The 24,337-nt window shown below is 73.5% G+C and carries 25 protein-coding genes; 22 read left to right on the top strand and 3 right to left on the bottom strand.

Going from position 1 to position 24,337, the window contains the following annotated elements:
* Nucleotides 1-14 precede the first annotated feature (14 nt).
* The 4 genes from FB458_RS13500 (at nucleotide 15) to rho (ending at nucleotide 5,638) form a co-directional block, all read left to right on the top strand.
* Complete coding sequence (locus FB458_RS13500) at nucleotides 15-1,337, top strand: homoserine dehydrogenase (protein WP_141848948.1); 1,323 nt, start codon at nucleotides 15-17, stop codon at nucleotides 1,335-1,337.
* Between the two features lie 5 nt (nucleotides 1,338-1,342).
* Nucleotides 1,343-2,425: a threonine synthase gene (thrC, locus tag FB458_RS13505; RefSeq protein WP_141850582.1), complete on the top strand. Its 1,083-nt coding sequence runs from the start codon at nucleotides 1,343-1,345 to the stop codon at nucleotides 2,423-2,425.
* Entirely contained in the window at nucleotides 2,422-3,396 is a 975-nt protein-coding gene (locus tag FB458_RS13510) for a homoserine kinase (RefSeq protein WP_141848949.1), read from the top strand. Before thrC ends, FB458_RS13510 begins: the two co-directional genes overlap by 4 nt.
* Before the next feature lie 202 nt (nucleotides 3,397-3,598).
* The gene (gene rho / locus FB458_RS13515; protein ID WP_342778058.1) at nucleotides 3,599-5,638 is read left to right on the top strand and encodes a transcription termination factor Rho; all 2,040 of its coding nucleotides are present in this window, start codon (nucleotides 3,599-3,601) and stop codon (nucleotides 5,636-5,638) included.
* A 3-nt stretch (nucleotides 5,639-5,641) separates the two neighbouring features.
* Here the strand turns inward: rho and FB458_RS13520 are convergent, their stop codons facing one another.
* A complete protein-coding gene (locus tag FB458_RS13520) occupies nucleotides 5,642-6,397 on the bottom strand; it encodes a Type 1 glutamine amidotransferase-like domain-containing protein (protein ID WP_141848951.1) in 756 nt (251 codons plus the stop codon).
* Between the two features lie 143 nt (nucleotides 6,398-6,540).
* Here FB458_RS13520 and rpmE point away from each other — a divergent pair, with 143 nt between their 5' ends.
* From rpmE to atpD, 14 genes are all read left to right on the top strand, one after another.
* On the top strand, nucleotides 6,541-6,756 hold the full coding sequence (gene rpmE / locus FB458_RS13525; RefSeq protein WP_141848952.1) for a 50S ribosomal protein L31: 216 nt from the start codon (nucleotides 6,541-6,543) through the stop codon (nucleotides 6,754-6,756).
* Nucleotides 6,757-6,844: 88 nt separating this feature from the next.
* Nucleotides 6,845-7,933 carry a peptide chain release factor 1 gene (prfA, locus tag FB458_RS13530; protein WP_141848953.1) on the top strand — a complete coding sequence of 363 codons (1,089 nt, stop codon included), beginning with the start codon at nucleotides 6,845-6,847 and terminating at the stop codon, nucleotides 7,931-7,933.
* Nucleotides 7,930-8,811, top strand: coding sequence for a peptide chain release factor N(5)-glutamine methyltransferase (gene prmC / locus FB458_RS13535; protein WP_281286101.1), 882 nt, complete (start codon nucleotides 7,930-7,932; stop codon nucleotides 8,809-8,811). Before prfA ends, prmC begins: the two co-directional genes overlap by 4 nt.
* Nucleotides 8,812-8,821: 10 nt before the next feature.
* Entirely contained in the window at nucleotides 8,822-9,694 is an 873-nt protein-coding gene (locus tag FB458_RS13540; protein ID WP_141848954.1) for an L-threonylcarbamoyladenylate synthase, read from the top strand.
* Between the two features lie 81 nt (nucleotides 9,695-9,775).
* Entirely contained in the window at nucleotides 9,776-11,074 is a 1,299-nt protein-coding gene (locus FB458_RS13545; RefSeq protein WP_141848955.1) for a serine hydroxymethyltransferase, read from the top strand.
* Between the two features lie 3 nt (nucleotides 11,075-11,077).
* Complete coding sequence (locus FB458_RS13550; protein WP_141848956.1) at nucleotides 11,078-12,178, top strand: MraY family glycosyltransferase; 1,101 nt, start codon at nucleotides 11,078-11,080, stop codon at nucleotides 12,176-12,178.
* A 67-nt stretch (nucleotides 12,179-12,245) separates the two neighbouring features.
* Nucleotides 12,246-12,746, top strand: a complete 501-nt coding sequence (locus tag FB458_RS13555) for a Cg1360 family ATP-synthase-associated protein (RefSeq protein ID WP_211356040.1) — start codon at nucleotides 12,246-12,248, stop codon at nucleotides 12,744-12,746.
* 148 nt (nucleotides 12,747-12,894) lie between these two features.
* A complete protein-coding gene (atpB, locus tag FB458_RS13560; protein WP_246061211.1) occupies nucleotides 12,895-13,755 on the top strand; it encodes a F0F1 ATP synthase subunit A in 861 nt (286 codons plus the stop codon).
* Nucleotides 13,756-13,840: 85 nt separating this feature from the next.
* A complete protein-coding gene (gene atpE, locus FB458_RS13565; RefSeq protein ID WP_141848957.1) occupies nucleotides 13,841-14,047 on the top strand; it encodes an ATP synthase F0 subunit C in 207 nt (68 codons plus the stop codon).
* A gap of 55 nt (nucleotides 14,048-14,102) precedes the next feature.
* Entirely contained in the window at nucleotides 14,103-14,672 is a 570-nt protein-coding gene (locus FB458_RS13570; RefSeq protein ID WP_141848958.1) for a F0F1 ATP synthase subunit B, read from the top strand.
* Nucleotides 14,672-15,484 carry a F0F1 ATP synthase subunit delta gene (locus FB458_RS13575; protein ID WP_141848959.1) on the top strand — a complete coding sequence of 271 codons (813 nt, stop codon included), beginning with the start codon at nucleotides 14,672-14,674 and terminating at the stop codon, nucleotides 15,482-15,484. The genes FB458_RS13570 and FB458_RS13575 overlap by 1 nt, the downstream gene beginning before the upstream one ends.
* Before the next feature lie 56 nt (nucleotides 15,485-15,540).
* Nucleotides 15,541-17,193 (top strand): F0F1 ATP synthase subunit alpha, encoded by a 1,653-nt coding sequence (gene atpA, locus FB458_RS13580; RefSeq protein WP_141848960.1) that lies wholly within the window; start codon nucleotides 15,541-15,543, stop codon nucleotides 17,191-17,193.
* Nucleotides 17,194-17,196: 3 nt separating this feature from the next.
* Nucleotides 17,197-18,093 carry a F0F1 ATP synthase subunit gamma gene (locus tag FB458_RS13585; protein ID WP_141848961.1) on the top strand — a complete coding sequence of 299 codons (897 nt, stop codon included), beginning with the start codon at nucleotides 17,197-17,199 and terminating at the stop codon, nucleotides 18,091-18,093.
* A gap of 27 nt (nucleotides 18,094-18,120) precedes the next feature.
* Entirely contained in the window at nucleotides 18,121-19,578 is a 1,458-nt protein-coding gene (gene atpD, locus FB458_RS13590; protein ID WP_141848962.1) for a F0F1 ATP synthase subunit beta, read from the top strand.
* Nucleotides 19,579-19,663: 85 nt separating this feature from the next.
* Here atpD and FB458_RS13595 read toward each other — a convergent pair whose 3' ends face one another.
* On the bottom strand, nucleotides 19,664-20,830 hold the full coding sequence (locus FB458_RS13595) for a glycoside hydrolase family 76 protein (RefSeq protein ID WP_141848963.1): 1,167 nt from the start codon (nucleotides 20,828-20,830) through the stop codon (nucleotides 19,664-19,666).
* A gap of 117 nt (nucleotides 20,831-20,947) precedes the next feature.
* Between FB458_RS13595 and FB458_RS13600 the strand changes: the two genes are divergently transcribed.
* A complete protein-coding gene (locus tag FB458_RS13600) occupies nucleotides 20,948-21,217 on the top strand; it encodes a F0F1 ATP synthase subunit epsilon (protein ID WP_141848964.1) in 270 nt (89 codons plus the stop codon).
* Between the two features lie 10 nt (nucleotides 21,218-21,227).
* A complete protein-coding gene (locus FB458_RS13605; protein ID WP_141848965.1) occupies nucleotides 21,228-21,665 on the top strand; it encodes a DUF2550 family protein in 438 nt (145 codons plus the stop codon).
* 24 nt (nucleotides 21,666-21,689) lie between these two features.
* Here the strand turns inward: FB458_RS13605 and FB458_RS13610 are convergent, their stop codons facing one another.
* A complete protein-coding gene (locus FB458_RS13610) occupies nucleotides 21,690-22,364 on the bottom strand; it encodes a cob(I)yrinic acid a,c-diamide adenosyltransferase (RefSeq protein WP_141848966.1) in 675 nt (224 codons plus the stop codon).
* A gap of 24 nt (nucleotides 22,365-22,388) precedes the next feature.
* Here FB458_RS13610 and murA point away from each other — a divergent pair, with 24 nt between their 5' ends.
* Nucleotides 22,389-23,672, top strand: a complete 1,284-nt coding sequence (gene murA, locus FB458_RS13615) for a UDP-N-acetylglucosamine 1-carboxyvinyltransferase (protein ID WP_141848967.1) — start codon at nucleotides 22,389-22,391, stop codon at nucleotides 23,670-23,672.
* Between the two features lie 240 nt (nucleotides 23,673-23,912).
* Entirely contained in the window at nucleotides 23,913-24,266 is a 354-nt protein-coding gene (locus tag FB458_RS13620; RefSeq protein WP_246061212.1) for an STAS domain-containing protein, read from the top strand.
* Nucleotides 24,267-24,337: the final 71 nt, after the last annotated feature.

The following is a 24,337-nucleotide window of genomic DNA, read 5'->3' on the forward strand; positions in this document are numbered from 1 at the left end:
GCACACTCGGGCTCGTGACCGGCACCCCCAGCAGCGCCCCGCTGCGCGTCGCCCTGCTGGGCTGCGGCGTCGTGGGCTCCTCCGTCGCGCGCCTGCTCACCGAGCACGGCGACGACTTCGCCGCCCGGGTGGGCCGACCGCTCGAGGTCGTCGGGATCGCCGTACGGCGCCCCGGACGGGACCGCAGCGCGAGCGGCGTCGACCCCGACCTCTTCACGACCGACGCGGCCGGGCTCGTCACCCGCGCCGACATCGTCGTCGAGGTCATCGGCGGGATCGAGCCGGCCCGCGGCCTCATCCTCTCCGCGATGGCGCACGGCGCCTCGGTCGTCACGGCCAACAAGGCGCTGCTCGCCGAGGACGGCCCGACGCTCTACGCCGCCGCGCAGGAGCACGAGGTCGACCTCTACTACGAGGCCGCCGTGGCCGGCGCCATCCCGCTGCTGCGCCCGCTGCGCGAGAGCCTCGCCGGCGACGACGTCCGCAAGGTCATCGGCATCGTCAACGGCACGACGAACTACGTCCTCGACAAGATGGACACGACGGGGGCGGGCTTCGACGACGCCGTCGCGCAGGCCCAGGCGCTCGGCTACGCCGAGGCCGACCCGACCGCCGACGTCGAGGGCTTCGACGCGGCCGCCAAGGCCGCGATCCTCGCCTCGCTCGCCTTCCACACCCGCGTCTCCGGCGAGCACGTGCACCGCGAGGGGATCAGCGACGTCACCGCCGCCGACGTCGCCGCCGCGCGCGAGATGGACTGCGTCGTCAAGCTGCTCGCGATCTGCGAGAAGGTCGACGGCGAGGACGGCGCTCCCGGCGTCAGCGTGCGGGTGCACCCGGCGATGATCCCGCGCTCGCACCCGCTGGCCGGGGTCCGCGAGGCGTTCAACGCCGTCTTCGTCGACGCCGACGCCGCCGGGCAGCTGATGTTCTACGGCAAGGGCGCCGGCGGCGACCCGACCGCCTCGGCCATCCTCGGCGACGTCGTCGCGGTCGCCCGGCACCGGGTCGGCGGGGGCCGCGGCCCGGGCGAGAGCACGTACGCCGACCTGCCGATCCTCACGATGGGGCAGGCCCTCACCCGCTACCACCTCAGCCTCGACGTGCACGACCGCCCGGGCGTCCTGGCCCAGGTCGCCACGGCGTTCGCCGACCACGGCGTCTCCATCGAGACCGTGCGCCAGCAGACCGAGGACGGGCCGGGGGAGCGCGGCGCCTCGCTCGTCGTCGTCACCCACACCGCCACCGACGCGGCCCTGTCGGCCACCGTCGACGCGCTCGCCGCGCTGCCCGTCGTCCGGTCCGTGCGCTCCGTCATGCGCGTCGAGGGGGAGTGACCGCGATGGTCCAGCAGTGGCGCGGGGTCATCCGCGAGTACGCCGACCGGCTACCGATGCTCGACGGCGCGCCGGTCGTCACGCTGCGCGAGGGCGGGACGCCGCTCATCCCGGCCGAGCACCTCTCCGAGCTCGTCGGCGCGCAGGTCCACCTCAAGTACGAGGGCCTCAACCCCACCTGCTCGTTCAAGGACCGGGGCATGACGACGGCGATGTCGATGGCGGTCAAGCACGGCGCCAAGGCCGTCATCTGCGCCTCGACCGGCAACACGAGCGCCAGCGCGGCGGCCTACGCCACCAAGGCGGGCCTGACCTGCGCCGTCCTCGTGCCCGACGGCAAGATCGCCATGGGCAAGCTCAGCCAGGCCATCGCCCACGGCGCGACCCTGCTGCAGGTCGACGGCAACTTCGACGACTGCCTCACCCTCGCCCGCAAGCTCGCCGAGGCCTACCCGGTCGAGCTCGTCAACTCGGTCAACCCGGCCCGCATCGAGGGGCAGAAGACGGCCGCCTTCGAGGTCGTCGACGCGCTCGGCGACGCCCCGGACGTGCACTGCCTGCCGGTCGGCAACGCCGGCAACATCACCGCCTACTGGCGGGGCTACCGCGAGTACCACCGCTCGTCCGAGCAGCCCGGCCCGGCGACGAAGGTCCCGGTCATGTGGGGCTTCCAGGCCGCCGGCGCGGCCCCGCTCGTCGTCGGCCACCCGGTCGACGAGCCGGAGACGATCGCCACCGCCATCCGGATCGGCAACCCCGCCTCGTGGGACGGCGCCGTCGAGGCCCGCGACACCTCGGGCGGTCGGATCGACGCCGTCACCGACGAGCAGATCCTGCACGCCCACCGGCTGCTCTCGGCCCGCGAGGGCGTCTTCGTCGAGCCGGCCTCGGCCGCCTCGGTCGCCGGGCTGCTCGCCGCCGCCGACGCCGGGCTCGTCCCGTCCGGGGCCACCATCGTCTGCACCGTCACCGGTCACGGCCTCAAGGACCCGCAGTGGGCGCTGCGCGGCGCCGACGGCTCCGACGTCACGCCGCAGCGCGTGCCGGTCGACGCGGTGACCGTCGCCACCGCCCTCGGCCTGCAGTGAGCACCCTGCCCGCCGGCACGGCCGTCCACGTCCGGGTCCCCGCCAGCAGCGCCAACCTCGGGCCCGGCTTCGACTCGGTCGGTCTCGCGCTGGGCGTCTGGGACGAGGTCACCGTCACCGTCACCGACCACGGCGGTCTCGTCGTCGACGTCGAGGGGGAGGGTGCGGCCGACGTCCCCCGCGACGCCGAGCACCTCGTCGTCCGCTCGCTCGTCGCCGGGCTGGCCTCGCTCGACGTCCCCGTCCCCGAGCACCTGCACCTGCGGGCCGTGGGGCGGATCCCGCACGGGCGGGGGCTGGGCTCCTCCGCGTCGGCCATCGTCGCCGGGGTCGCGGCGGCGCACGCGCTCGTCGCGGCGACCGGCGGGGCGCCGTACGGCGACGCGGTCCTGGAGGGCGACGACCTCGCCCTCGACCTCGCGGCGGTCGCCGACCTCGCCAGCCGCCTCGAGGGGCACCCCGACAACGCGACCGCGAGCGTGTACGGCGGCCTCACCGTCTCGTGGACGGCCGACCCCGGCGACCCGCGCGAGGGCCGGACGGCGACGGCGCGGGTCGCCGTCGGCGAAGGGCTCGACGCCGTCGTCCTCGTCCCCACGACGCGGCTGGCCACCCACACCGCCCGCGCGGTCCTGCCGGCGACCGTCGCCCACCACGAGGCGGCCCAGCAGGCCGGCCGGGCCGCGCTGCTCGCCCTCGCCGTCACCGGCCGGCCCGAGCTGCTGCTGCCCGCGACCCGCGACTGGCTGCACCAGGAGCAGCGTCGGCCGGCGTTCGCGGCGACGATGGCCCTCGTCGACGACCTGCGCGCCCGCGGGCACGCCGCGGTCGTGTCCGGCGCCGGCCCGGCGGTCCTCGTGCTCACCCCCGCGGCGGCCACCGACGACGTGACCTGCGACGACCCCGCATGGCGGCGGATCGTGCCGGGTGTCCCGACGACCGGGGTGCACGCCCGTCGGGTGCTAGCCTGATCGTGCTCCCACCGCGGGTCGGCTCGACCGTTCGCGCAGCACGCCTCGCCGGGACGCACTCCCGCCCCCGGGCGGGTCCGGAGCCGGTCGCCCCGTCGCGACCGACCTCCGGCCGACCTGCTCCCTGAACCACGCTGGCCTCCGGTGCCGGCGTGACCGGGTCGCGCGACCGGCGCGCCCGATGACGAGGCAAAGGATCTTCGTGGCAGACACCACCGCCGGTTCGCGCGGCGCGCTCAGCGCGATGAACGTCGTCGACCTCAAGTCGCTGGCCAGCCGGCTCGGCATCCGCGGCACCGCCCGGATGCGCAAGGACGACATCGTCGCCGCCATCTCGGCGCACCAGTCCGGTGGGTCGTCCGCGGGCGACCAGGCGGCCGCCCCCTCGTCCGCGGCCTCGTCCGCGGCCTCGTCCGCGGCCACGTCCGCCCCGACGTCCGCCCCGACGTCCGCCCCGACGTCCGCCCCGACGTCCGCCCCTCGCCGCGCGGAGGCCGGTGCCGGCGCGCCCGCCCCGCGCGAGCAGGCCGAGCCGCGCGAGCAGGCGACCCGCGAGGAGCGCGACGAGCCGACCCGCGTGGACCGCGCGCAGCGCGACGAGCACGCCCTGCTGGAGGAGAACCGCCGCCGGGCCGCCGCCCAGGCCGAGCTGGCCCGCGCCGAGCAGGCCCGGTCCGAGCAGCCCGCGTCGGAGCAGCCCGCCCGCGCAACCCAGCGCGAGCAGCGCGAGCCCGCACCCCAGCGGGAGCAGCGAGAGGCGCGGGAGCAGCGCGAGCCGCGGCAGCAGCCGGGCCAGCAGCCGGGCCAGCATTCGGGCCAGAGTGGCCAGCAGGGTGGCCAGCAGGGTGGCCAGCAGGGTGGCCAGCAGCGCGACCGCCAGGCGTCCCACCAGCAGCGTGACCAGCAGCGTGACCAGCAGGCCCACCAGCAGGCCCAGGGCGCCGCGTCCCAGCAGGCCGCCGACGACGACGAGCGCACGGGCCGGCGGCGCAACCGCCAGCGCAACCGCGACCGCAAGCGCCGCGGCACGACGACGGGGCAGGAGTACGAGCCCGAGGTCCAGGTCGCCGACGACGACGTCCTCGTCCCGGTCGCGGGGATCCTCGACGTCCTCGACAACTACGCCTTCGTGCGGACCACCGGCTACCTGCCGGGCCCGTCGGACGTCTACGTCCCGCTCGGCCTGGTCAAGAAGCACGCGCTGCGCAAGGGCGACGCCGTCACGGGCGCGGTCAAGGCGCTGCGCGAGGGCGAGCAGCCGCAGTCGGCCGGGAGCACCGGGCGGCAGAAGTTCAACGCGCTCGTGCGCCTCGACAGCATCAACGGGCAGAACCTCGACGAGGCGCGCACCCGCGCCGACTTCGCGCGCCTGACCCCGCTCTACCCGCAGGAGCGGCTGCGCCTCGAGACCGATGCGGCGACGTGGACGACCCGCGTGGTCGACCTCGTCGCGCCGGTCGGCAAGGGCAGCCGGCTGCTCGTCGTCGCGCCGCCGACCACCGGTCGCAGCTCGCTCCTGCAGACGCTGGCCAGCGCGGTGACGACGAACAACCCCGAGTGCCACGTCATGGTCGTCCTCGTCGACGAGCGCCCCGAGGAGGTCACCGAGATGCAGCGCTCGGTCAAGGGCGAGGTCATCGCCTCGACCTTCGACCGCACCGCCGAGGACCACACGACCATCGCCGAGCTCGCCGTCGAGCGGGCCAAGCGACTCGTCGAGCTGGGTCACGACGTCGTCCTGCTCCTCGACTCGCTCACCGCGCTGGCCCGCGCCTACAACGTCGCCGGCGCGACGACGGGGCGGATCCTCGCCGGCGGGCTCGACGCGGGCGCGCTGCACCCGCCGAAGGCGCTCTTCGGCGCGGCCCGCAAGATCGAGAACGGCGGGTCGCTGACCATCGTCGCCACGGCCGTCGCCGACACGTCGTCGCGTCTGGACGAGGCCGTCCTCGAGGAGCTGCGCGGCACCGCCAACGCCGAGCTGCACCTGGCCCGCGACCTCACCGACCGCCGCGACGTCGTCCCCGTCGACGTCAACGCCTCCGGCACCCGCCGCGAGGAGCAGCTGCTCGGTGGCGAGCAGCTCGACGCGGTGTGGAAGCTGCGCCGGGTCCTGCGCACGCTCGAGCCGGAGAAGGCGCTCGACCTGCTGCTGACGCGGCTGCGCAAGTCGCGCAGCAACGCCGAGTTCCTCAGGACGGTCCAGAGCACCTCGCCGAGCGCGCTCGGCGCCGACGCCTGAGGGTCACCCCAGGACGCGGGCGGGGAGGCGCTCCTCGCGCCACCCGCCCGCCCCGTCCGGCTCGACCCGGAAGGCGCTCGACCGCGGCCGCAGCGTGACGACCTCGTGCAGCCGCGTCCCGACGTAGTGCAGCCCGACGCCGTCCTGGGTCGCGTACGCCGTCGGCAGGGTGCCGTCGGCGACGAGGCGGCGCAGGACGTCGTACCGCGGCTGGTAGGCGAGGTCGTCGTGCACCCCGTTGGCGAAGGGCAGCAGGCCGAGCCCGTCGGTGAAGGGGTCGAGCGCGTCGCCGTACGAGTCCGTCGGGCCGCCGAGGTGCCAGCACAGCGAGCCGGCGCTCGCGCCGGTGAGGACCGCCCCGCCCTCCCAGCAGCGGCGCAGCACGTCGGGCAGGCCGTGCGCCCGCCACACCGCCACGAGGTTGACGACGCTGCCGCCCTCGACGTGGACGACGTCCTGCGCCAGGAGGTGGGCGGCGACGTCCACGTGGCTCGGCTGCGGGAAGAGGGTGAGCACCGACAGCTCGACGTCCGGCGCGTGGCGCCCGTACGACGCCCTCGTCGCCGCCACCGCGTCGGGGTGGTCGCCCATGGCGGTCGGGACGTAGCAGACCCGCAGCGCGCGGCCGGCGACCCGGACCGGCGGGACGAGCGAGAACGCGTGCCGGAGCAGCCGGAAGCCCAGCGGCTCGTGCGGCTCCCGCTCGAGCAGACCGCTGAAGGCGAGGACCTGGCCGGGGGAGTCGGGCTCGTGGGTCACCGGCGGCACCGTACGGGAATCAGGGCCGGACCCCGCGCGTTTGGGAGAGCGTGCCCCGCTCTGGCACACTTCGACGTCGGTCCGGTTCACGACGATGCACGGATGAGTCGACCCGGACGACCTGACCCAAGGAGAGCGCCCGCATGAAGAAGGACCTGCACCCGCAGTACCTGGAGACCACCGTCTCCTGCACCTGTGGCAACACGTTCACGACCCGCAGCACCAAGAGCAACGGCACCATCAACGCCGAGGTGTGCTCGCAGTGCCACCCGTTCTACACGGGCAAGCAGAAGATCCTCGACACCGGTGGCCGCGTGGCCCGGTTCGAGGCCCGCTACGGCAAGCGCGCCGCCAAGTAGCACCTCCGAACGCCGGTCCCGCCGCAGTCCCTGCGGCCGGGACCGGCGTTCCGCGTTGTCGGGAGTGACGAGCGATCGAGGAGATGCGATGAGCGGTGAGCCGCAGGCGGTCCGGACCCTGCTGGAGGAGTACGGCGACCTCGAGCGCCGGCTCGCCGACCCCGCCGTCCACACCGACCAGTCCCTCGTGCGGACGCTCACCAAGCGCTTCGCCGCGCTCGGGCCCACCGTCGCCGCGGCCCGGGAGCTGAGCGCCGCCCAGGACGACCTGGCCGCCGCGCGCGAGCTCGCGACCGAGGACGCGTCGTTCGCCGACGAGGCGACGACGCTCGAGGGCACGGTGGCCGCCGCCGAGGAGCGGCTGCGGCACCTGCTCGTCCCGCGCGACCCCGACGACGACCGCGACGCGCTGCTCGAGGTCAAGGCGGGCGAGGGCGGCGAGGAGTCGGCCCTCTTCGCCGGCGACCTCGTGCGGATGTACACCCGCTGGGCCGAGCGGCACGGCTGGCGCACCGAGGTCCTCGACGCCACCGAGTCCGACCTCGGCGGCTACAAGGACGTGCGGATCGCGGTCAAGGCCAAGGGCACCCCGGGGCCCGGCGAGGCGCCGTACGCCCTCCTGCGCTTCGAGGGAGGGGTGCACCGCGTCCAGCGGGTCCCCGTCACCGAGAGCCAGGGGCGCATCCACACCAGCGCCGCCGGCGTCCTGGTCATGCCCGAGGTCGAGGACGAGGGGGAGGTCGAGGTCGCCCCGGCCGACCTGCGCATCGACGTCTACCGCAGCTCCGGCCCGGGCGGGCAGAGCGTCAACACGACGGACTCGGCGGTGCGGATCACCCACCTGCCGACCGGCGTCGTCGTCTCCTGCCAGAACGAGAAGAGCCAGCTGCAGAACAAGGAGTCGGCGATGCGCGTGCTGCGCGCCCGGCTGCACCAGCTGGCCCGCGAGGAGGCCGAGGCGAAGGCCGGCGAGGCCCGTCGCAGCCAGGTGCGCACCGTCGACCGCAGCGAGCGGATCCGCACCTACAACTTCCCGGAGAACCGGATCAGCGACCACCGCACCGGCTACAAGTCGCACAACCTCGACGCCGTCCTCGACGGCGACCTCGACGCCGTCGTCGCCTCGTGCGTCGAGGCCGACGAGCAGGCGCGGCTCGCCGCGATCGGCGAGCAGTGAGCGAGCAGCCCGAGCTGTCCGTCGCCGTCCGCCGGGCGACGATGCGCCTGGCCGAGGCCGGCGTGGCCAGCGCCCCCGTCGACGCGCTGCTCCTCGCCGCGCACCTGCTGCACGAGGAGCCGGCCGAGGTGCGGCGGCTCATGGTGCTGCGCGGCACCCCCGCCCCCGCGGGGTACGACGACCTCGTCGAGGAGCGGGCGACCCGCGTCCCGCTGCAGCACCTCACGGGCCGCGCCGGCTTCCGCCGGCTGTGGCTCGCGGTCGGCCCCGGCGTCTTCACCCCCCGCCCGGAGACCGAGCTCGTCGTCGAGCAGGCCCTCGCCGTCCTCCAGGGTCGGCCCGCGGACGCCGACCCGCCGGTCGTCGTCGACCTCGCCACCGGCTCCGGCGCCATCGCGCTCGCGGTCAAGGACGAGGCACCGGACGCCGCCGTGCACGCCGTCGAGGTGAGCGACCTCGCCCACGGGTGGGCGGTGGCCAACCGCGACCGGCTGGGGCTCGACGTCGAGGTCCGCCTCGGCGACGCCCGGTCGGCGTACGACGACCTGCGCGGCACCGTCGACGTCGTGACGTGCAACCCGCCGTACATCCCCGACGGGCAGGTGCCCGTCGACCCGGAGGTCCGCGACCACGACCCGGCCGTCGCGCTCTACGGCGGCGGGGGCGACGGCCTGCTGCTGCCGCGCCAGCTCGCCTCGCGCGCCGCGCTGCTGCTGCGCCCCGGCGGGGTGCTCGTCATGGAGCACGCCGAGACCCAGGGCGCCTCGTTGCCGCGGGCGCTGCTCGCGAGGGGGGAGTGGGGTGCGGTGCGCGACCACCTCGACCTCGTCGGGCGGCCGCGGGTGACCGTCGCCGTGCGCGCCGGGGCCGCGTCCTAAGGTGAGGACCATGAGCACCGAGGGCCCGTACGACGTCGCCGACGCCGACACCTCCGCCGGCACCGGCCCGGTCGTCGTCGACTGCACCACCCCGGACGGCCTCGCCGCCGGGGTCGAGGCGGCCAGCCGCGCCGTCCGGGCGGGGCAGGTCGTCGTCCTGCCGACCGACACGGTCTACGGGATCGGCGCGGACGCCTTCGACGCCGCCGCGGTCGCCGCGGTGCTCGCGGCCAAGGGCCGCGGACGCGACATGCCGCCGCCGGTCCTCGTGCCCAACGTCCGCACCGTCGACGGCCTGGCCCGCGAGATCCCCGACGACGCCCGCGCGCTCATCGCGGCGTTCTGGCCCGGCGCCCTCACCCTCGTCCTGCGCGCCCAGCCGTCGCTCAGCTGGGACCTCGGCGAGACCAACGGCACCGTCGCGGTCCGGATGCCCGACGACGCGACGGCGCTGGACCTGCTCGCGACGATCGGCCCGATGGCCGTGACGAGCGCCAACGCCACGGGCCACCCGCCGGCCCTCACCGTCGCCGAGGCGCAGGAGATGCTCGGCGACGCCGTCGCCGTCTACCTCGACGGCGGCCCCGCCAAGGTCGGCGAGGCCTCGACGATCCTCGACTGCACCGGCGAGGAGGTCCGCACCCTGCGCGAGGGCGCGATCTCCCGCGAGCAGGTCGACGCCGCCCTCGAGGCCGGCCGGGAGCGCCGGGCGCAGGAGGCCGCGGAGGCGGCCCGGCTCGAGGAGGCGGCGGCCAAGGCCGCCAAGCGCGCCGAGCTGGCCGCCATGCGCGGCGGCAAGGGCGTCGGCCGTCCCAAGAAGCCGGCCACCCCGTCCGCGGGCCCGCGCCAGGGCCGGGTCGCCGGCCGCCGGCACGACGCCTGACCCGCTGACGCACGGGACGCACCCGGAGCGTCGTACGGACGCCCCCGGGGGCACCCACCCCGCGGCCCTATCCTGGTCGCCATGACCGGCCCCCAGTCCTCGGCGACCACCCCGTTCTACGGCTCCGACTTCGACGCCCTCGCGGCCTTCGACCCGGAGATCTCCGGCGTCCTGCTCTCCGAGCTCGAGCGGATCCGCGGCGGTCTGCAGCTCATCGCCAGCGAGAACATGTCCTCGCCCGAGGTGCTCACCGCCCTCGGCTCGACGCTCTCGAACAAGTACGCCGAGGGCTACCCCGGCCGCCGCTACTACGGCGGCTGCGCGGAGGTCGACAAGGCCGAGCAGCTGGCCATCGAGCGGTGCACGAGCCTGTTCGGCGCCGACCACGCCAACGTCCAGCCGCACAGCGGGGCGAGCGCCAACCAGGCGGTGTACGGCGCCTTCCTCCAGCCGGGCGAGAAGATCCTCGCCATGTCGCTGCCGCACGGCGGCCACCTCACCCACGGCACGAAGGTCTCCTTCTCCGGCAAGTGGTTCGACGCGGTCCACTACGGCGTCGACAAGCAGACCGAGGACATCGACTACGACCAGGTCGCCGCGCTCGCGCGCGAGCACCGCCCGAAGGTCATCTGCGCCGGCGGCAGCGCCATCCCGCGCCTCATCGACTTCGAGTTCTTCCGGAACCTCGCCGACGAGGTCGGCGCCGTCTTCTGGGTCGACGCGGCCCACTTCATCGGTCTCGTCGCGGGCAAGGCGATCCCCAGCCCGGTGCCCTACGCCGACGTCGTCACCTTCACGACGCACAAGGTCCTGCGCGGCCCGCGCTCCGGCGCGCTGGTCTGCAAGGCCGAGCACGCGGCCGCGCTGGACAAGGCCGTCTTCCCGATGATGCAGGGTGGCCCGCAGATGCACACCATCGCGGCGAAGGCGGTCAACTTCAAGGAGTGCGCGACCCCGGAGTACGCGCAGTACACGCAGGCCGTCGTCGCCAACGCCGCCCGCCTGGCCGAGAAGCTGGGCGAGCACGGCATCCGGCCGACGACCGGCGGCACCGACACCCACCTGTCGCTGCACGACCTGCAGGGCGTCGGGGTGACCGGCAAGGACGCCGAGGCCCGCGCCGACGCCGCCGGTATCGTCCTCAACAAGAACGCCATCCCGTTCGACCCGCAGAAGCCGGGCATCGCCTCCGGCATCCGCGTCGGGACGCCCTGCGTGACCACCCAGGGGATGGGCCTCGAGCAGATGGACACCATCGCCGAGCTCATCGCCACCGCGGTCGTCAAGGGCGACGCCGACCCCGAGAACGCCGTCTCCCGCGAGGTCCGCGGCGCCGTCACCGAGCTGGTCACCCGCTTCCCGGCCTACCCGCGCGCCTGAGAGGTGCGCGAGTACCTCCTCGTCGTCGTCGTCGCGGCGGCGGTCACGTTCCTCACCACGCCGTTGGTGCGGGCGCTGGCCGTCGTCACCGGCGCCTTCACCCCGCTGCGGGCCCGGGACGTGCACGACACGCCCATCCCGCGGCTGGGGGGCGTGGCGATGTTCCTCGGGTTCGCTGCCGCGGCGGTCGTGGCCCGTGAGCTGCCGTTCCTCAGCCAGACGTACTCGTCGGGGCAGATCTCCGGGGTCCTGCTCGGCGCCGGGATCATGTGCCTGGTCGGGGCGGTCGACGACGTCCACGAGCTCGACTGGCTGACCAAGCTCGCCGGGCAGGTGCTCGCCGCGGGGATCATGGCCTACAAGGGCGTCAGCCTGCTCGCCGTGCCGTTCTTCGGCACCCAGACCGTGCTGCCGACGCCGGTGCTCGTCGCCGTCACGGTGTTCATCGTCCTCGTCACGGTCAACGCGGTGAACTGGATCGACGGGCTCGACGGGCTGGCCGCCGGCACGGTGGCCATCGCCGCGCTGGCCTTCTTCGGCTACGCCTACCTCGTCTCGCGCAGCTACAACCCGCCCAACGTCTTCACCAACGCCACCTTCTTCACCGCCGCCCTCTTCGGCGTCTGCCTCGGGTTCCTCCCGCACAACTTCCACCCGGCCCGGCTCTTCATGGGCGACTCCGGCGCGCTCATGCTCGGGCTGCTCCTCGCCGCCGCGACGATCTCGATGACGAGCAACGTCGACCCCAGCCAGTTCACCGGGGGACAGGTGACCGCGGCGATCCTGCCGCTCGCCGTCCCGCTCGCGGTGCTCAGCGTGCCCTTCGTCGACGTCGTGCTGGCCGTCGTGCGTCGCACCCGGGCCGGCCAGAAGCCGTGGCAGGCCGACGCCAAGCACCTGCACCACCGGATGCTCGAGCTCGGCCACGGCCACCGCAACGCGGTCCTCGTGCTCTACCTGTGGGGCGCCGTGCTGTCCCTCGGCACGGTGGCGTTCGCCGTCGTCGACGCCTGGCGGGCCGGGATCGGCCTGGCCGTCGGCGTCCTCGTCGCCCTCGGCGTCACCGTCGGCCTGCCGAGGTGGAGCGCGCCCCGGCGCTTGTGATAGGTTTCACAAGGTCCGGAGAGGACGCTGTGAACGACCGTTGAGAACGATCACGACCGGAGTCGACGTGACTGCCACGACCCGCCACGACCGCGCACCGCAGCGCGTCGCGACCGACGTCGTGCTGCGGTCCGCGCTCCCCGTGACGGTCGCCGCCGGGGTGCTCACCTCGGTCGTCGTCACCGTGCTGCACGGCTGGTCCGCGGGTCTCGCGGGCCTCGTCGGCACGGCGGTCGCCGCCGTCTTCTTCGCCTCCGGCCTGCTCGTCCTGGGCAAGGTCGTCACCGACGCGCGCAACCCCGTCCTCTTCATGGCGGTGGGGCTCGCGACGTACGGCGGGCAGGTGCTCCTGCTCCTGCTCGTGCTCGTCGTGGCGCGGCAGGTGGAGGGCTTCGACTCGGTCTCGGCCGGCGTCGCCGTCCTCGTCTGCGTCGTGGTCTGGCAGGTCGCCCAGGTGCGCGCCTGGCGCCGGGCCCGCGTCCCCGTCTACGACGACGTGACCCTCCCGGCGGGCGCCCCGGCGACCCCGCCCGCGGGGCCCGTCGACCGGACGGGGGAGGCCCGATGACCCGTTTCGCCGACCGGCCCATCGGTCGGGTAGCGTACGGCGTGATCTGCGCCGGTGAGGCCGGTCGGAGACGCCTGAGCCGGCCGGGGGCGGCGGGGCGTGTCCCCGCCGAGGACCCGGTGATCGTCCGTGCTTTCGAGGAGAGGCTGTGAGCCCCACCGTGCTGTCCGCACACGCCCTGACCGCCGTCCACCCCGCCGTGGCGGTGGCCGCCGACGGCGACTCCGGGACCAGCTTCGTGTCCCCGGGCACCAAGGACTTCTACTGGCCGCTCATCGGCGGCGACAACAACTGGGCCTTCACCCGCCCGTCGCTCGTCATGCTGCTCTCGGTGGCGTTCCTCGGCTGGTTCTTCATCGCCTCCACGCGCCGCCTGAGCGTCGTGCCGAGCAAGCGCCAGTTCCTCGTCGAGCAGGTCTACGGCTTCGTGCGCAACACGATCGGCCGCGACGTCATCGGCTCGAAGGACTTCCGGCGCTTCCTGCCGCTGCTCTTCACGCTCTTCACGCTCGTCCTGCTCAACAACCTGGCCGGCATCATCCCGTTCGTCCAGTTCCCGACGACGAGCCGCATCGCCTTCCCGATTGTCCTCACCCTCGTGGTCTACGTCGTGTACCACGCGGTGGCGGTCAAGGCCAAGGGCGGCTGGGTGCCCTACATCAAGTCGATGGTGCCCCCGGGCCTGCCCGGCTGGGTGATCCCGCTGATGTTCATCCTCGAGCTGGCGACGTACTTCGTCATCCGCCCGGTCACCCTGGCGCTGCGGCTCTTCGGCAACATGTTCGCCGGCCACCTGCTGCTCCTCGTCTTCATCATCGGCGGCGAGTACCTCTTCATCGACCAGGGGATCCACGAGGGCAACCTGTTCCTCGGCTTCTCCGGGATCCTCTCCTGGGCGTTCTCGATCGTCATGACGTTCTTCGAGCTCCTCGTCGAGTTCCTCCAGGCCTTCGTCTTCACGATCCTCGCCGCCCTCTACCTCGCCGACGCCGTCAGCGAGGAGCACTGACCCCTCCCGCGCTGAGCGGGAGCCGCACGACCCCCTGACGGACCCCGGGAGAGGTTCCCGGAGCCACTCGAAAGGAAAGACCGACATGACCGGCAACATCGCCTTCCTCGGCTACGGCCTGGCCGCCATCGGCCCCGGCATCGGCGTGGGCCTGATCTTCGCGGCCTACATCAACGGGGTGGCCCGCCAGCCCGAGTCCCGCGGCATGCTGCAGACCATCGCCTTCACCGGCTTCGCCCTCACCGAGGCGCTGGCCATCCTGGGTCTGGTCTTCGCGTTCATCTTCCGCTGATCGGCAGCCCCCACCCCGACCACGCCCGCACACCCCTGAGAGAGAAGGACGCGACATGGTGATCGCCTCCGTCGCCGCCGCCGACACCCCTGGGTGGCCGGAGCAGCTGCCGCTGCTGCCGCACCCGACCGAGATCATCGTCGGTCTCGTCGCCTTCGCCATCCTGTACTGGCTGTACAAGACGAAGGTCGTGCCGAACCTCGAGAAGATGTACGACGAGCGCACGGCGGCCATCGAGGGTGGCATCAGCAAGGCCGAGGAGGCCCAGGCGCAGGCCCAGGCCGCGCTCGAGCAGTACGAGGCCCAGCTGCGCGACGCCCGCGAGGAGGCCAGCCGCATCCGCGAGGACGCCAAGGCCCAGGGCACCGCCATCGTGGCCGAGCTGCGCGAGAAGGCCCAGGCCGAGGCCGCCCGGATCACCGAGGGCGCCCAGAAGCAGATCGAGGCCGAGCGCCAGGCGGCGGTCGTCCAGCTGCGCGGCGAGGTCGGCCGGCTGTCCACCGAGCTCGCCAGCCGCATCGTCGGCGAGTCGCTCGAGGACGAGGTCCGCCAGAAGGGCATCGTCGAGCGCTTCCTGTCCGAGCTCGAGTCGGGGGCGATCCGCCCCGAGCGGGTCGAGTCCTGATGCAGGGTTCGTCGCGCGCGGCGCTCGTCGCGGCCCAGGAGGCCCTGACGTCGGCGCTGGACGGCGGGGCCGACGCCGCGGCCCTCGCCGACGACCTCTTCGCGGTCGTCGGGGCGGTCGACGGCAGCGCCGCCCTGCGGCGCGCCCTGGGCGACCCCTCCCGCGAGGGTGACGCCAAGGCCGAGCTCGCCCGCCGCCTCTTCGGCGGCAAGGTCGGTGACGCCGCCCTCGGCGTCGTCACCACCCTCGTGTCGCAGCGCTGGGCCGCCGAGCACGACCTCACCGACGCCGGCGAGCAGCTGGCCGTCGGGTCGGTCGTCGCGTCGGCCGAGCGGGCCGGTCGCGCCGACCAGGTCGAGGACGAGCTCTTCCGCTTCGAGCGGATCGTCGCCGGCAACCCCGGTCTGCGCGACGCGCTGACCGACCGTCGTGCGCCGACGGCGTCCAAGGCCGAGGTCGTCGAGGGGCTGCTGCGCGACAAGGTCGCCCCGGAGACGCTGCGCCTGGCCCGCCAGGCGGTCACCGGCGCCCGCGGCCGCCGCTTCGACCGCGTGATGGAGACCTACCAGTCGCTCGCCGAGACCCGGCGGGGCCAGCTGGCCGCCCAGGTCGTGGCCGCGGTCCCGCTCGACGAGAGCCAGCGCCACCGCCTCGTGCAGTCGCTGTCCTCGCACTACGGCAAGCCCGTGCACCTCAACGTCGTCGTCGACCCCCAGGTCGTCGGGGGCATCCGGGTCCAGGTCGGCGACGAGGTCGTCGACGGCACGATCCTGCGGCGCCTGGACCAGGTGCGCCGTTCCCTCGGGGCCTGAGTGCCCCACCCCCCGACTCAGCCCACACCGCAGTACGTGCAGAAGGAGACAACACGATGACGGAGCTCTCGATCCGTCCGGAGGAGATCCGCGACGCGCTGGACTCCTTCGTGCAGTCCTACGACCCGGGTTCGGCCCAGCGCGAGGAGGTCGGCCGCGTCCTCGACGCCGGTGACGGCATCGCGCACGTCGAGGGTCTGCCCTCGGCGATGACCAACGAGCTGCTCGAGTTCGAGGACGGGACCCTGGGTCTCGCCCTCAACCTCGACGTCCACGACATCGGTGTCGTCGTCCTCGGCGAGTTCAGCGGCATCGAGGAGGGCCAGGCCGTCAAGCGCACGGGCGAGGTCCTCTCCGTGCCCGTCGGCGACGCCTTCCTCGGTCGCGTCGTCAACCCGCTCGGGCAGCCGATCGACGGCCTCGGCGAGATCGCGACGACCGAGCGTCGTCCGCTCGAGCTGCAGGCGCCCTCGGTCGTCCAGCGCAAGTCGGTCCACGAGCCGCTGCAGACCGGCCTCAAGGCCGTCGACGCGATGACCCCGATCGGCCGCGGCCAGCGCCAGCTGATCATCGGTGACCGCCAGACCGGCAAGACCACGGTCGCGGTCGACACGATCATCAACCAGAAGCGCAACTGGGACTCCGGCGACCCGGACCAGCAGGTGCGGTGCATCTACGTCGGCATCGGCCAGAAGGGCTCGACCATCGCGTCGGTCCGCGGCACCCTCGAGGAGGCCGGCGCGATGGAGTACACCACCATCGTCGCCGCCCCGGCGTCCGACAGCGCGGGCTTCAAGTACCTCGCGCCGTACACCGGCTCGGCCATCGGCCAGCACTGGATGTACGACGGCAAGCACGTCCTCATCGTCTTCGACGACCTGTCCAAGCAGGCCGAGGCCTACCGCGCCGTGTCGCTGCTGCTGCGCCGCCCGCCGGGCCGCGAGGCCTACCCGGGCGACGTGTTCTACCTGCACTCGCGGCTGCTCGAGCGCTGCGCGAAGCTCAGCGACGACCTGGGCCACGGCTCGATGACCGGCCTGCCGATCATCGAGACCAAGGCGGGTGACGTGTCGGCGTACATCCCGACCAACGTCATCTCCATCACCGACGGCCAGATCTACCTGCAGGCGGACCTGTTCAACTCCAACGTCCGCCCGGCGATCGACGTGGGTGTCTCGGTCTCCCGCGTCGGTGGTGCCGCGCAGATCAAGGCGATGAAGGACGTCTCCGGGCGCCTCAAGCTCGACCTCGCCCAGTTCCGCGCGCTCGAGGCCTTCGCGATGTTCGCCTCCGACCTCGACCCGGCCTCCCGCGCGCAGCTCGCCCGCGGCGCCCGCCTCGTCGAGCTGCTCAAGCAGAGCCAGTCCAACCCGTACCCCGTCGAGGAGCAGGTCGTCTCGATCTGGGCCGGCACGACGGGCCAGCTGGACTCGGTCAAGGTCGAGGACGTGCTGAAGTTCGAGGGCGAGTTCCTCGACTACCTGCGGCGCAGCAAGGCCGAGGTCCTCGCGGGCATCCGCGAGACCAAGAAGTTCGACGACGACACCCGCAGCTCCCTGGAGTCGGCCATCACCGAGTTCAAGAAGCAGTGGGGCGGCGCCAAGCCGGAGGACGACCGCCGCACCGACGTGGGCCACGAGGCCGACGCCGAGGCGCTCCAGGACGAGGACATCGACCAGGAGCAGATCGTCCGCCAGAAGAGGGGCTGACCCGTGGCCGGCCAGATGCGGGTCTACCGGCAGCGCGTCCGGTCCGTGCAGGCGACCAAGAAGATCACCCGCGCGATGGAGCTCATCGCCGCGTCGCGGGTCATCAAGGCGCGTCAGCGCGCGGAGGCGGCCCGTCCGTACACCGCCGCGCTGACGCGGGCCCTGTCCGCGCTCGCGACGTACTCCAACGAGGACCACCCGCTCACCACGGAGAAGGAGAACGTCCGGCGCGCCGGCGTGCTCGTCATCGCCGGTGACCGCGGGCTCTCGGGGGCGTACAACTCCTCGGTGCTCAAGGAGGCCGAGCAGCTGTCGACGCGCCTGCGCGACGAGGGCAAGGAGGTCGTCCCGTACCTGGCCGGCCGCCGCAGCGTCTCCTTCTACAAGTTCCGCCGGCGCGAGTACGCCGCCGCGTGGGACGGGTTCTCGGACGCCCCGGCGTACGAGAACGCGAGGGAGATCGGCGAGCGGCTCGTCGAGGACTTCCTCAAGCCCTACGACGAGGGTGGCCTCGACGAGGTCCACGTGGTCTACACGCGGTTCGTCAACATGGTCACCCAGGAGCCGCAGGTCCTGCGGCTCGTGCCCCTCGAGGTCGTCGAGGGCGAGGAGAAGCCGGAGCCGGACGACGTCCTGCCGCTCTACGCCTTCGAGCCGAGCCCCCGCCAGGTCCTCGACGCGCTGCTGCCGAAGTACGTCGTGTCGCGGATCTGGTCCTGCCTGCTCTCCTCGGCCGCCTCGCAGCTGGCCGCGCAGCAGCGGGCGATGAAGTCCGCCACGGACAACGCCGACGCCCTCATCAAGAACTACACCCGGCTGGCCAACCAGGCGCGCCAGGCGGAGATCACCCAGGAGATCAGCGAGATCGTCGGCGGCTCCGACGCCCTCGCGAGCGCCTGACCCACCCAGCGGGAAGAAGGAACACCCATGACCATCACTGCCACGCACGACGCGGTGGGGACGGCCGCCGGATCGGTCGGCCGGGTCTCCCGGATCATCGGCCCGGTCGTCGACATCGAGTTCCCCGTCGACGGCATGCCCGAGCAGTACAACCTGCTCACCACCCAGGTCGAGATGCTCGGCGAGTCGCGCAACATCAACCTCGAGGTCGCCCAGCACATCGGCGACAACATGGTCCGCGCGATCTCGCTCCAGCCGACCGACGGCCTGGTCCGCGGCTCGGCGGTGCAGGACACCGGCGGCCCGATCACCGTCCCCGTCGGCGACGTCACCCTCGGCAAGGTCTTCAACGCGACCGGCGCCTGCCTCAACCTGGCGGAGGGGGAGACCCTCGACGTCAAGGAGCGGTGGGGGATCCACCGCACGGCTCCCGCGTTCGACCAGCTCGAGAGCAAGACCCAGATGTTCGAGACGGGCATCAAGGTCATCGACCTCATGACGCCGTACGTCCAGGGCGGCAAGATCGGTCTCTTCGGTGGTGCGGGCGTCGGCAAGACCGTCCTCATCCAGGAGATGATCGCCCGCGTCGCGCGCGACCACGGTGGTGTCTCGGTGTTCGCCGGCGTCGGCGAGCGCACCCGTGAGGGCAACGACCTCATGGTCGAGATGGAGGAGGCGGGCGTCCTCGGGCAGACCGCGCTCGTCTTCGGCCAGATGGACGAGCCGCCGGGCACCCGTCTGCGCGTGGCCCTCTCGGCGCTGACGATGGCGGAGTACTTCCGCGACGTGCAGAACCAGGACGTGCTGCTCTTCATCGACAACATCTTCCGGTTCACGCAGGCGGGGTCCGAGGTCTCGACCCTCCTCGGCCGCATGCCGAGCGCGGTGGGCTACCAGCCGACCCTGGCCGACGAGATGGGCACGCTCCAGGAGCGGATCACCTCGACGCGCGGTCACTCGATCACCTCGATGCAGGCGATCTACGTGCCGGCCGACGACTACACCGACCCGGCGCCGGCCACGACGTTCGCGCACCTCGACGCGACGACCGAGCTGTCCCGCGACATCGCGTCGCAGGGCATCTACCCGGCCGTGGACCCGCTCACCTCGACGAGCCGGATCCTCGACCCGCGCTACATCTCGCGCGAGCACTACAGCACCGCGGTCCGGATCAAGCAGATCCTCCAGCGCAACAAGGAGCTGCAGGACATCATCGCGATCCTCGGTATCGACGAGCTGTCCGAGGAGGACAAGATCCTCGTCAACCGCGCGCGTCGCATCCAGCGGTTCCTGTCGCAGAACACCTACGTGGCCAAGCAGTTCACCGGCATCGAGGGCTCCACGGTGCCGCTGAGCGACACCATCGAGGCGTTCACGAAGATCGCGGACGGCGAGTACGACCACGTCGGCGAGCAGGCGTTCTTCATGTGCGGTGGCCTCGACGACGTCGAGCGCCAGTGGTCGGAGATCCAGAAGAACCTCTGAGCACCCGCACCGCCCGCAGTACGCAGCGAGGCCGGACCCCGACGGGGTCCGGCCTCGTCGCCGTACCGGGGAGGGTGCCGCGGTCTCAGACGAGCTCGTCCCAGTCGGCGCGGTCCCAGCCGAGCATCGCGTAGACCCGCACCATGGCGGCCTGCTCGATGACCTGGGTCGAGCCGTCGGCGGCGAAGTGGAAGAGCCCCGTCGCGGGGTCGCGGTGCTGGGTCCACATCCGCTGGGCGTACGACGCCATGACCCGCCGGTGGTGGTCGGAGCCGGTGACGGCGTCGAGGCGCAGCAGGTTGGTGAAGTAGATGGCGTTGAAGAAGTCCGGCTGGGCGTCGAGGCCGGCCGTGCCGTAGTAGGTCTCGGCGGCGTCGGCGATGCGCTGCGCCTCGCGCAGATAGCGCCGGTCCTTCGTCACCTCGTAGAAGGCGACGTTCACGCCGATCGGCACGCCCTGGTTGTAGGACCACACGGTCGGCTCGACCGTGCCGTCGAGGCCGAGGTGGTCCTCGTACAGGCCGTCGGGACGCTGCAGGTGGGTGTTCGTCCAGGCGTACATCCGCGTCGCCCAGGTGAGGTACGACGGGTCGTGCGTCGCCTGGTAGAGCCGCAGCCCGAGCAGGGCGCCGGGCATGTTGCTCACCGTGTTGCGGTCCTGGCTCCAGCTCGCCTGGGTCCAGAACACCCCACCGGGGTCGGCGTGGCTGCCGTCGGTGTCCCACCCGGAGACGACGAGCCGGAAGATCTGCTTCGCGCGGGTGAGCGACCGCTGGTCCCCGGTCATGAGGCTGCGCTGGACGTCGAGCAGGCCGACCCACTCGTTGTCGTCGTAGAACACGTCGCCGCCCTGGCCGAGCGGCGGCTCGACGTACGAGCCGTAGGCGGGCAGGCCGGTCGTGCCGCCGGTGCTCAGCCAGTAGGCCTCCTGGGCCTTGGTGCGGACGGCGAGGTCGGCCCCGTGCGCGGCGCCGCGGGCGCCGGGCAGGCCGGTGAGGTCGAGCGCGGCCACGTGGACCTGGCTGAAGGGCCATTCGTAGGAGTACGGGTTGTCGCCGGCGGCGGCGGGGACCTGCTCGCGCACGAGCCCCGTCCCGTCGCCGACGTCGAAGGCGCGCTGCAGGGCGGCGTACGTCGTCTCGGCGCGCGCGGCCTGGTCGGGCGCCGCCTCGGCGGTCGTGGGGGAGCCGGCCGTGAGCAGGGCGGCGGCGAGGAGCGGGGTGACGGCGACGATGCCGGCGCGGAGGGCCATGCGACCATTAGTCCATACTCTGGAGAAACGGCAACTCCGGCGGTCGGGGGAGCCCCGCGCGACCGATAGACTGACGGCAGCACAGGGAACCGCCCCCACGCACGACGGAGGACAGACGTGAGCGCACTCCAGGTCGAGCTCGTCGCGGCCGACCGCAAGGTCTGGTCGGGCGAGGCCTCGATGGTCCGAGCCCGCACGACCGAGGGCGAGCTCGGCATCATGCCGCAGCACCAGCCGCTGCTCGGGGTGCTCGTCTCCGGCGAGGTCGCCATCCACGGTGACGGCGGCGTGCAGGAGGTGACGATCGACAGCGGCTTCCTCTCGGTGGAGCACGACCGCGTGACGATCGTCGCCGACACGGTCGAGGCCCCGCACTCGCGCGCCTGACGTCGACCACATGCCGGCCGCCCTCCTGTCCGTCGAGGTGCTGGTCGGCGCGCTGGTCGTCCTCGTCGCGCTGGTCGTCGTCGGCCTGGTGCTCCGCCGCCGGGCCCTGGCCCGCGGGCGGATCCTCACGCTGTGCGGCCTTCGGCGGGGGGACGCGACGCGGTTCCGGATGGGGCTGCTGCGCCTCGGCCAGGACCAGCTCGAGTGGTTCCCGCTGCTCGGGGTGACCCTCCGGCCCGCCGACGGCTGGGCCCGCACCGAGGTCGACGTCGAGACCTCGCGCGCGCTGCCGGGGCCCGAGCGGCCCGACCTGCTGCCCGACGCCGTCGGGGTCGCCTGCCACACGGCGCGGGGCGAGTTCGAGCTCGCCCTGCTGCCTGCGCACTACACCGCGCTGCGGTCCTGGCTCGAGTCGGCGCCGCCCGGCTCGCGGGCCAACGTCGCCTGAGCCGGACCCGGCCGGGGGCGCCGCTCAGTCGTCGGTCTCGGCCGCCGTCTCCTCGAGGCCCTCGGCCCGCGCGTCGCGGTGCCGCTCCGGGGCCGCCTGGCGGCCGCCGCCCGGCTCCCACAGCACGTCGCCGCCCTGGCGCAGGTTGGCCACCCGGGCGAGGATGAACAGCAGGTCGGAGAGCCGGTTGAGGTAGGTCGCGGTCAGCGGGTTGACCCCGCCGACGCCCTTGCCGTCGGCCGGCTCGGTGCCGTGGGTGGCGATGGCCGCCCAGGCCGCGCGCTCGGCGCGTCGTACGGTCGTCGTCGCGACGTGCAGGTGGGCCGCGCCGAGGGTGCCGCCGGGCAGGATGAAGGAGCGCAGCTTCTCCACCCGGGGCAGGTAGGTGTCGCAGTCGGTCTCGAGGTCGGCGACCCACGGGTCGAGGACCCGAAGTGGGGGGTACTCCGGGTCGACCTGGAGCGGGGTGCACAGGTCGGCTCCGACGTCGAAGAGCTCGTTCTGGACCCGGCGCAGCGTGGCGAGGACGTCCTCGTCGAGGTCGCCCGAGGCCACCGCGACGCCGAGGTGGGCGTTCGCCTCGTTGACGTCGGCGTAGGCGACCAGCCGCGGATCGGTCTTGCTCGTGCGGGAGAAGTCGCCCAGCGACGTCGTGCCGTCGTCGCCGGTGCGGGTGTAGATCCGCGTGAGGTTGACCATGCTCCACACCCTAGGCTGACGCCGGTGAGCGAGCGGTTCAGGGTGGTCGGCGGGACGCGCCTGGTCGGGCGGGTGCCCGTCGTCGGCGCGAAGAACAGCGCCCTCAAGCTGATGGCGGCGACGCTGCTCGCGCCCGGCCGCAGCCGGCTGACCAACGTCCCGGCCATCGTCGACGTGACGATCATGGCCGAGCTGCTGCGGCGGCTCGGGACCGAGGTCCTGTACGACGCCGCCGCGGGGACCGTCGAGATCGACGTCCCCGAGCGGATCGGGCACCGCGCCGACTACGAGCTGGTGCGGGCGCTGCGGGCCTCGATCTGCGTCCTCGGTCCGCTCGTCGCGCGGATGGGGGAGGCCGACGTGGCCGTCCCCGGCGGCGACGCCATCGGCTCGCGCGGGCTCGACCTGCACGCGATGGGTCTCGAGGCGCTCGGCGCGCAGGTGCACGTCACCCACGGGTACCTCGTCGCGCACGCGCCGGGCGGGCTGCGGGGGGCCGACATCCGGCTCGAGTTCCCCAGCGTCGGGGCGACCGAGAACGTCCTCATGGCCGCGGTGCTCGCCGACGGCGTGACGACCCTCGACAACGCCGCCCGCGAGCCGGAGATCGTCGACATCGCGACGATGCTCGTCGGGATGGGCGCGCGGATCGAGGGCGCGGGGACCTCGACCCTGCGGATCGAGGGGGTGCCGGGGCTCTCGCCCGTCGAGCACCGGGTCGTGCCGGACCGGATCGCCGCCGGCAGCTGGGCCTTCGCCGCGGCGACGACCCGCGGTGACGTCGAGGTCGTGGGCGGCGTGGTCGCGCACCTGGGGCTGCCGCTCGAGCTGCTCGCCGAGGCAGGGTGCGCGGTGTCGGTGACGCCCGACGGGTTCCGCGTCGTCGCCCCGCCCGGCCGGCCCCGGCCGGTCGACGTCGCGACGCTGCCCTACCCGGGGTTCCCGACCGACCTCCAGCCCTTCGCCCTCACCCACGACGCGGTCGCCGACGGCAGCGCCATGGTCACCGAGAACCTCTTCGAGGCCCGGTTCCGCACCGTCCAGGAGCTCGCCCGGCTCGGGGCCCAGACCCGGGTCGACGGGCACCACGTGCTGCTGCGCGGGGTGCCGCAGCTGTCCGGCGCGCCGGTCGAGGCCAGCGACATCCGCGCCGGGGCGGCGCTCGTCGTCGCCGGTCTGGTCGCCGACGGGGTGACGACCGTCTCCGGCGCGCACCACGTCGACCGCGGGTACGCCGGGTTCGAGCTGCTGCTGCAGGGTCTGGGGGCCCAGGTGACGCGCGAGCCGGAGCCGCCCGCCTTCGGCTGAGTCACGATTTCACAACGGTCACACCCGCCACAGTGTCCGATCCGTCCACTGTGCCCCGTGACCCGTCACCATGTCGTCGTATCACCCCGGGAGTGACGAGGCTCCTTGCAGGTGTCGATCAGGTGACGACCTCACCGGATCTCGGGATCGGCGACAACCTTCACCCACCGTGCGACGTCTTCACGGTGAGGACGCAGGAACTACGGGCGCGAGGCTCGACGACGGGGGTAGGGCATGCAGGTGACGGTCACGGAGGCGGGGAGCCGGCTCCGGCTGGTGGGACGGCTCGACGTCGTCCACGCGGCGGACGTGCGAGCGGTGCTGCTGGCCGCGGTCGACGCCGGCTCGGGGGACCTGCACGTCGACCTCGCCGACGTCGTGCTCGCCGACTCGACGGCCCTCGGGCTGCTCGTCGAGGCGCACCGCCGGGCCCAGCGCCGCGGTCGGCGCCTGGTGCTCGTGCACCCGCAGCCCCGGACCGAGCGGCTGCTGCGCGCGGCGCGGCTGCTGCCGCGGGGGCGCCGTACGGCGGCGGTGGACGAGCCCGCGCTCGAGGTGTCCGCGCCCGTCGGTGTGGTGGCTCTCACCGCCTGACGGCCTGCCGGGGCGGGGCGCCCGTCGCTACCGTCGGCGCATGGTGGAGATGGACGAGGCGACGGACGAGG

It is taken from the genome of Lapillicoccus jejuensis, from assembly GCF_006715055.1.
Taxonomy (GTDB): Bacteria; Actinomycetota; Actinomycetes; order Actinomycetales; family Dermatophilaceae; genus Lapillicoccus; species Lapillicoccus jejuensis.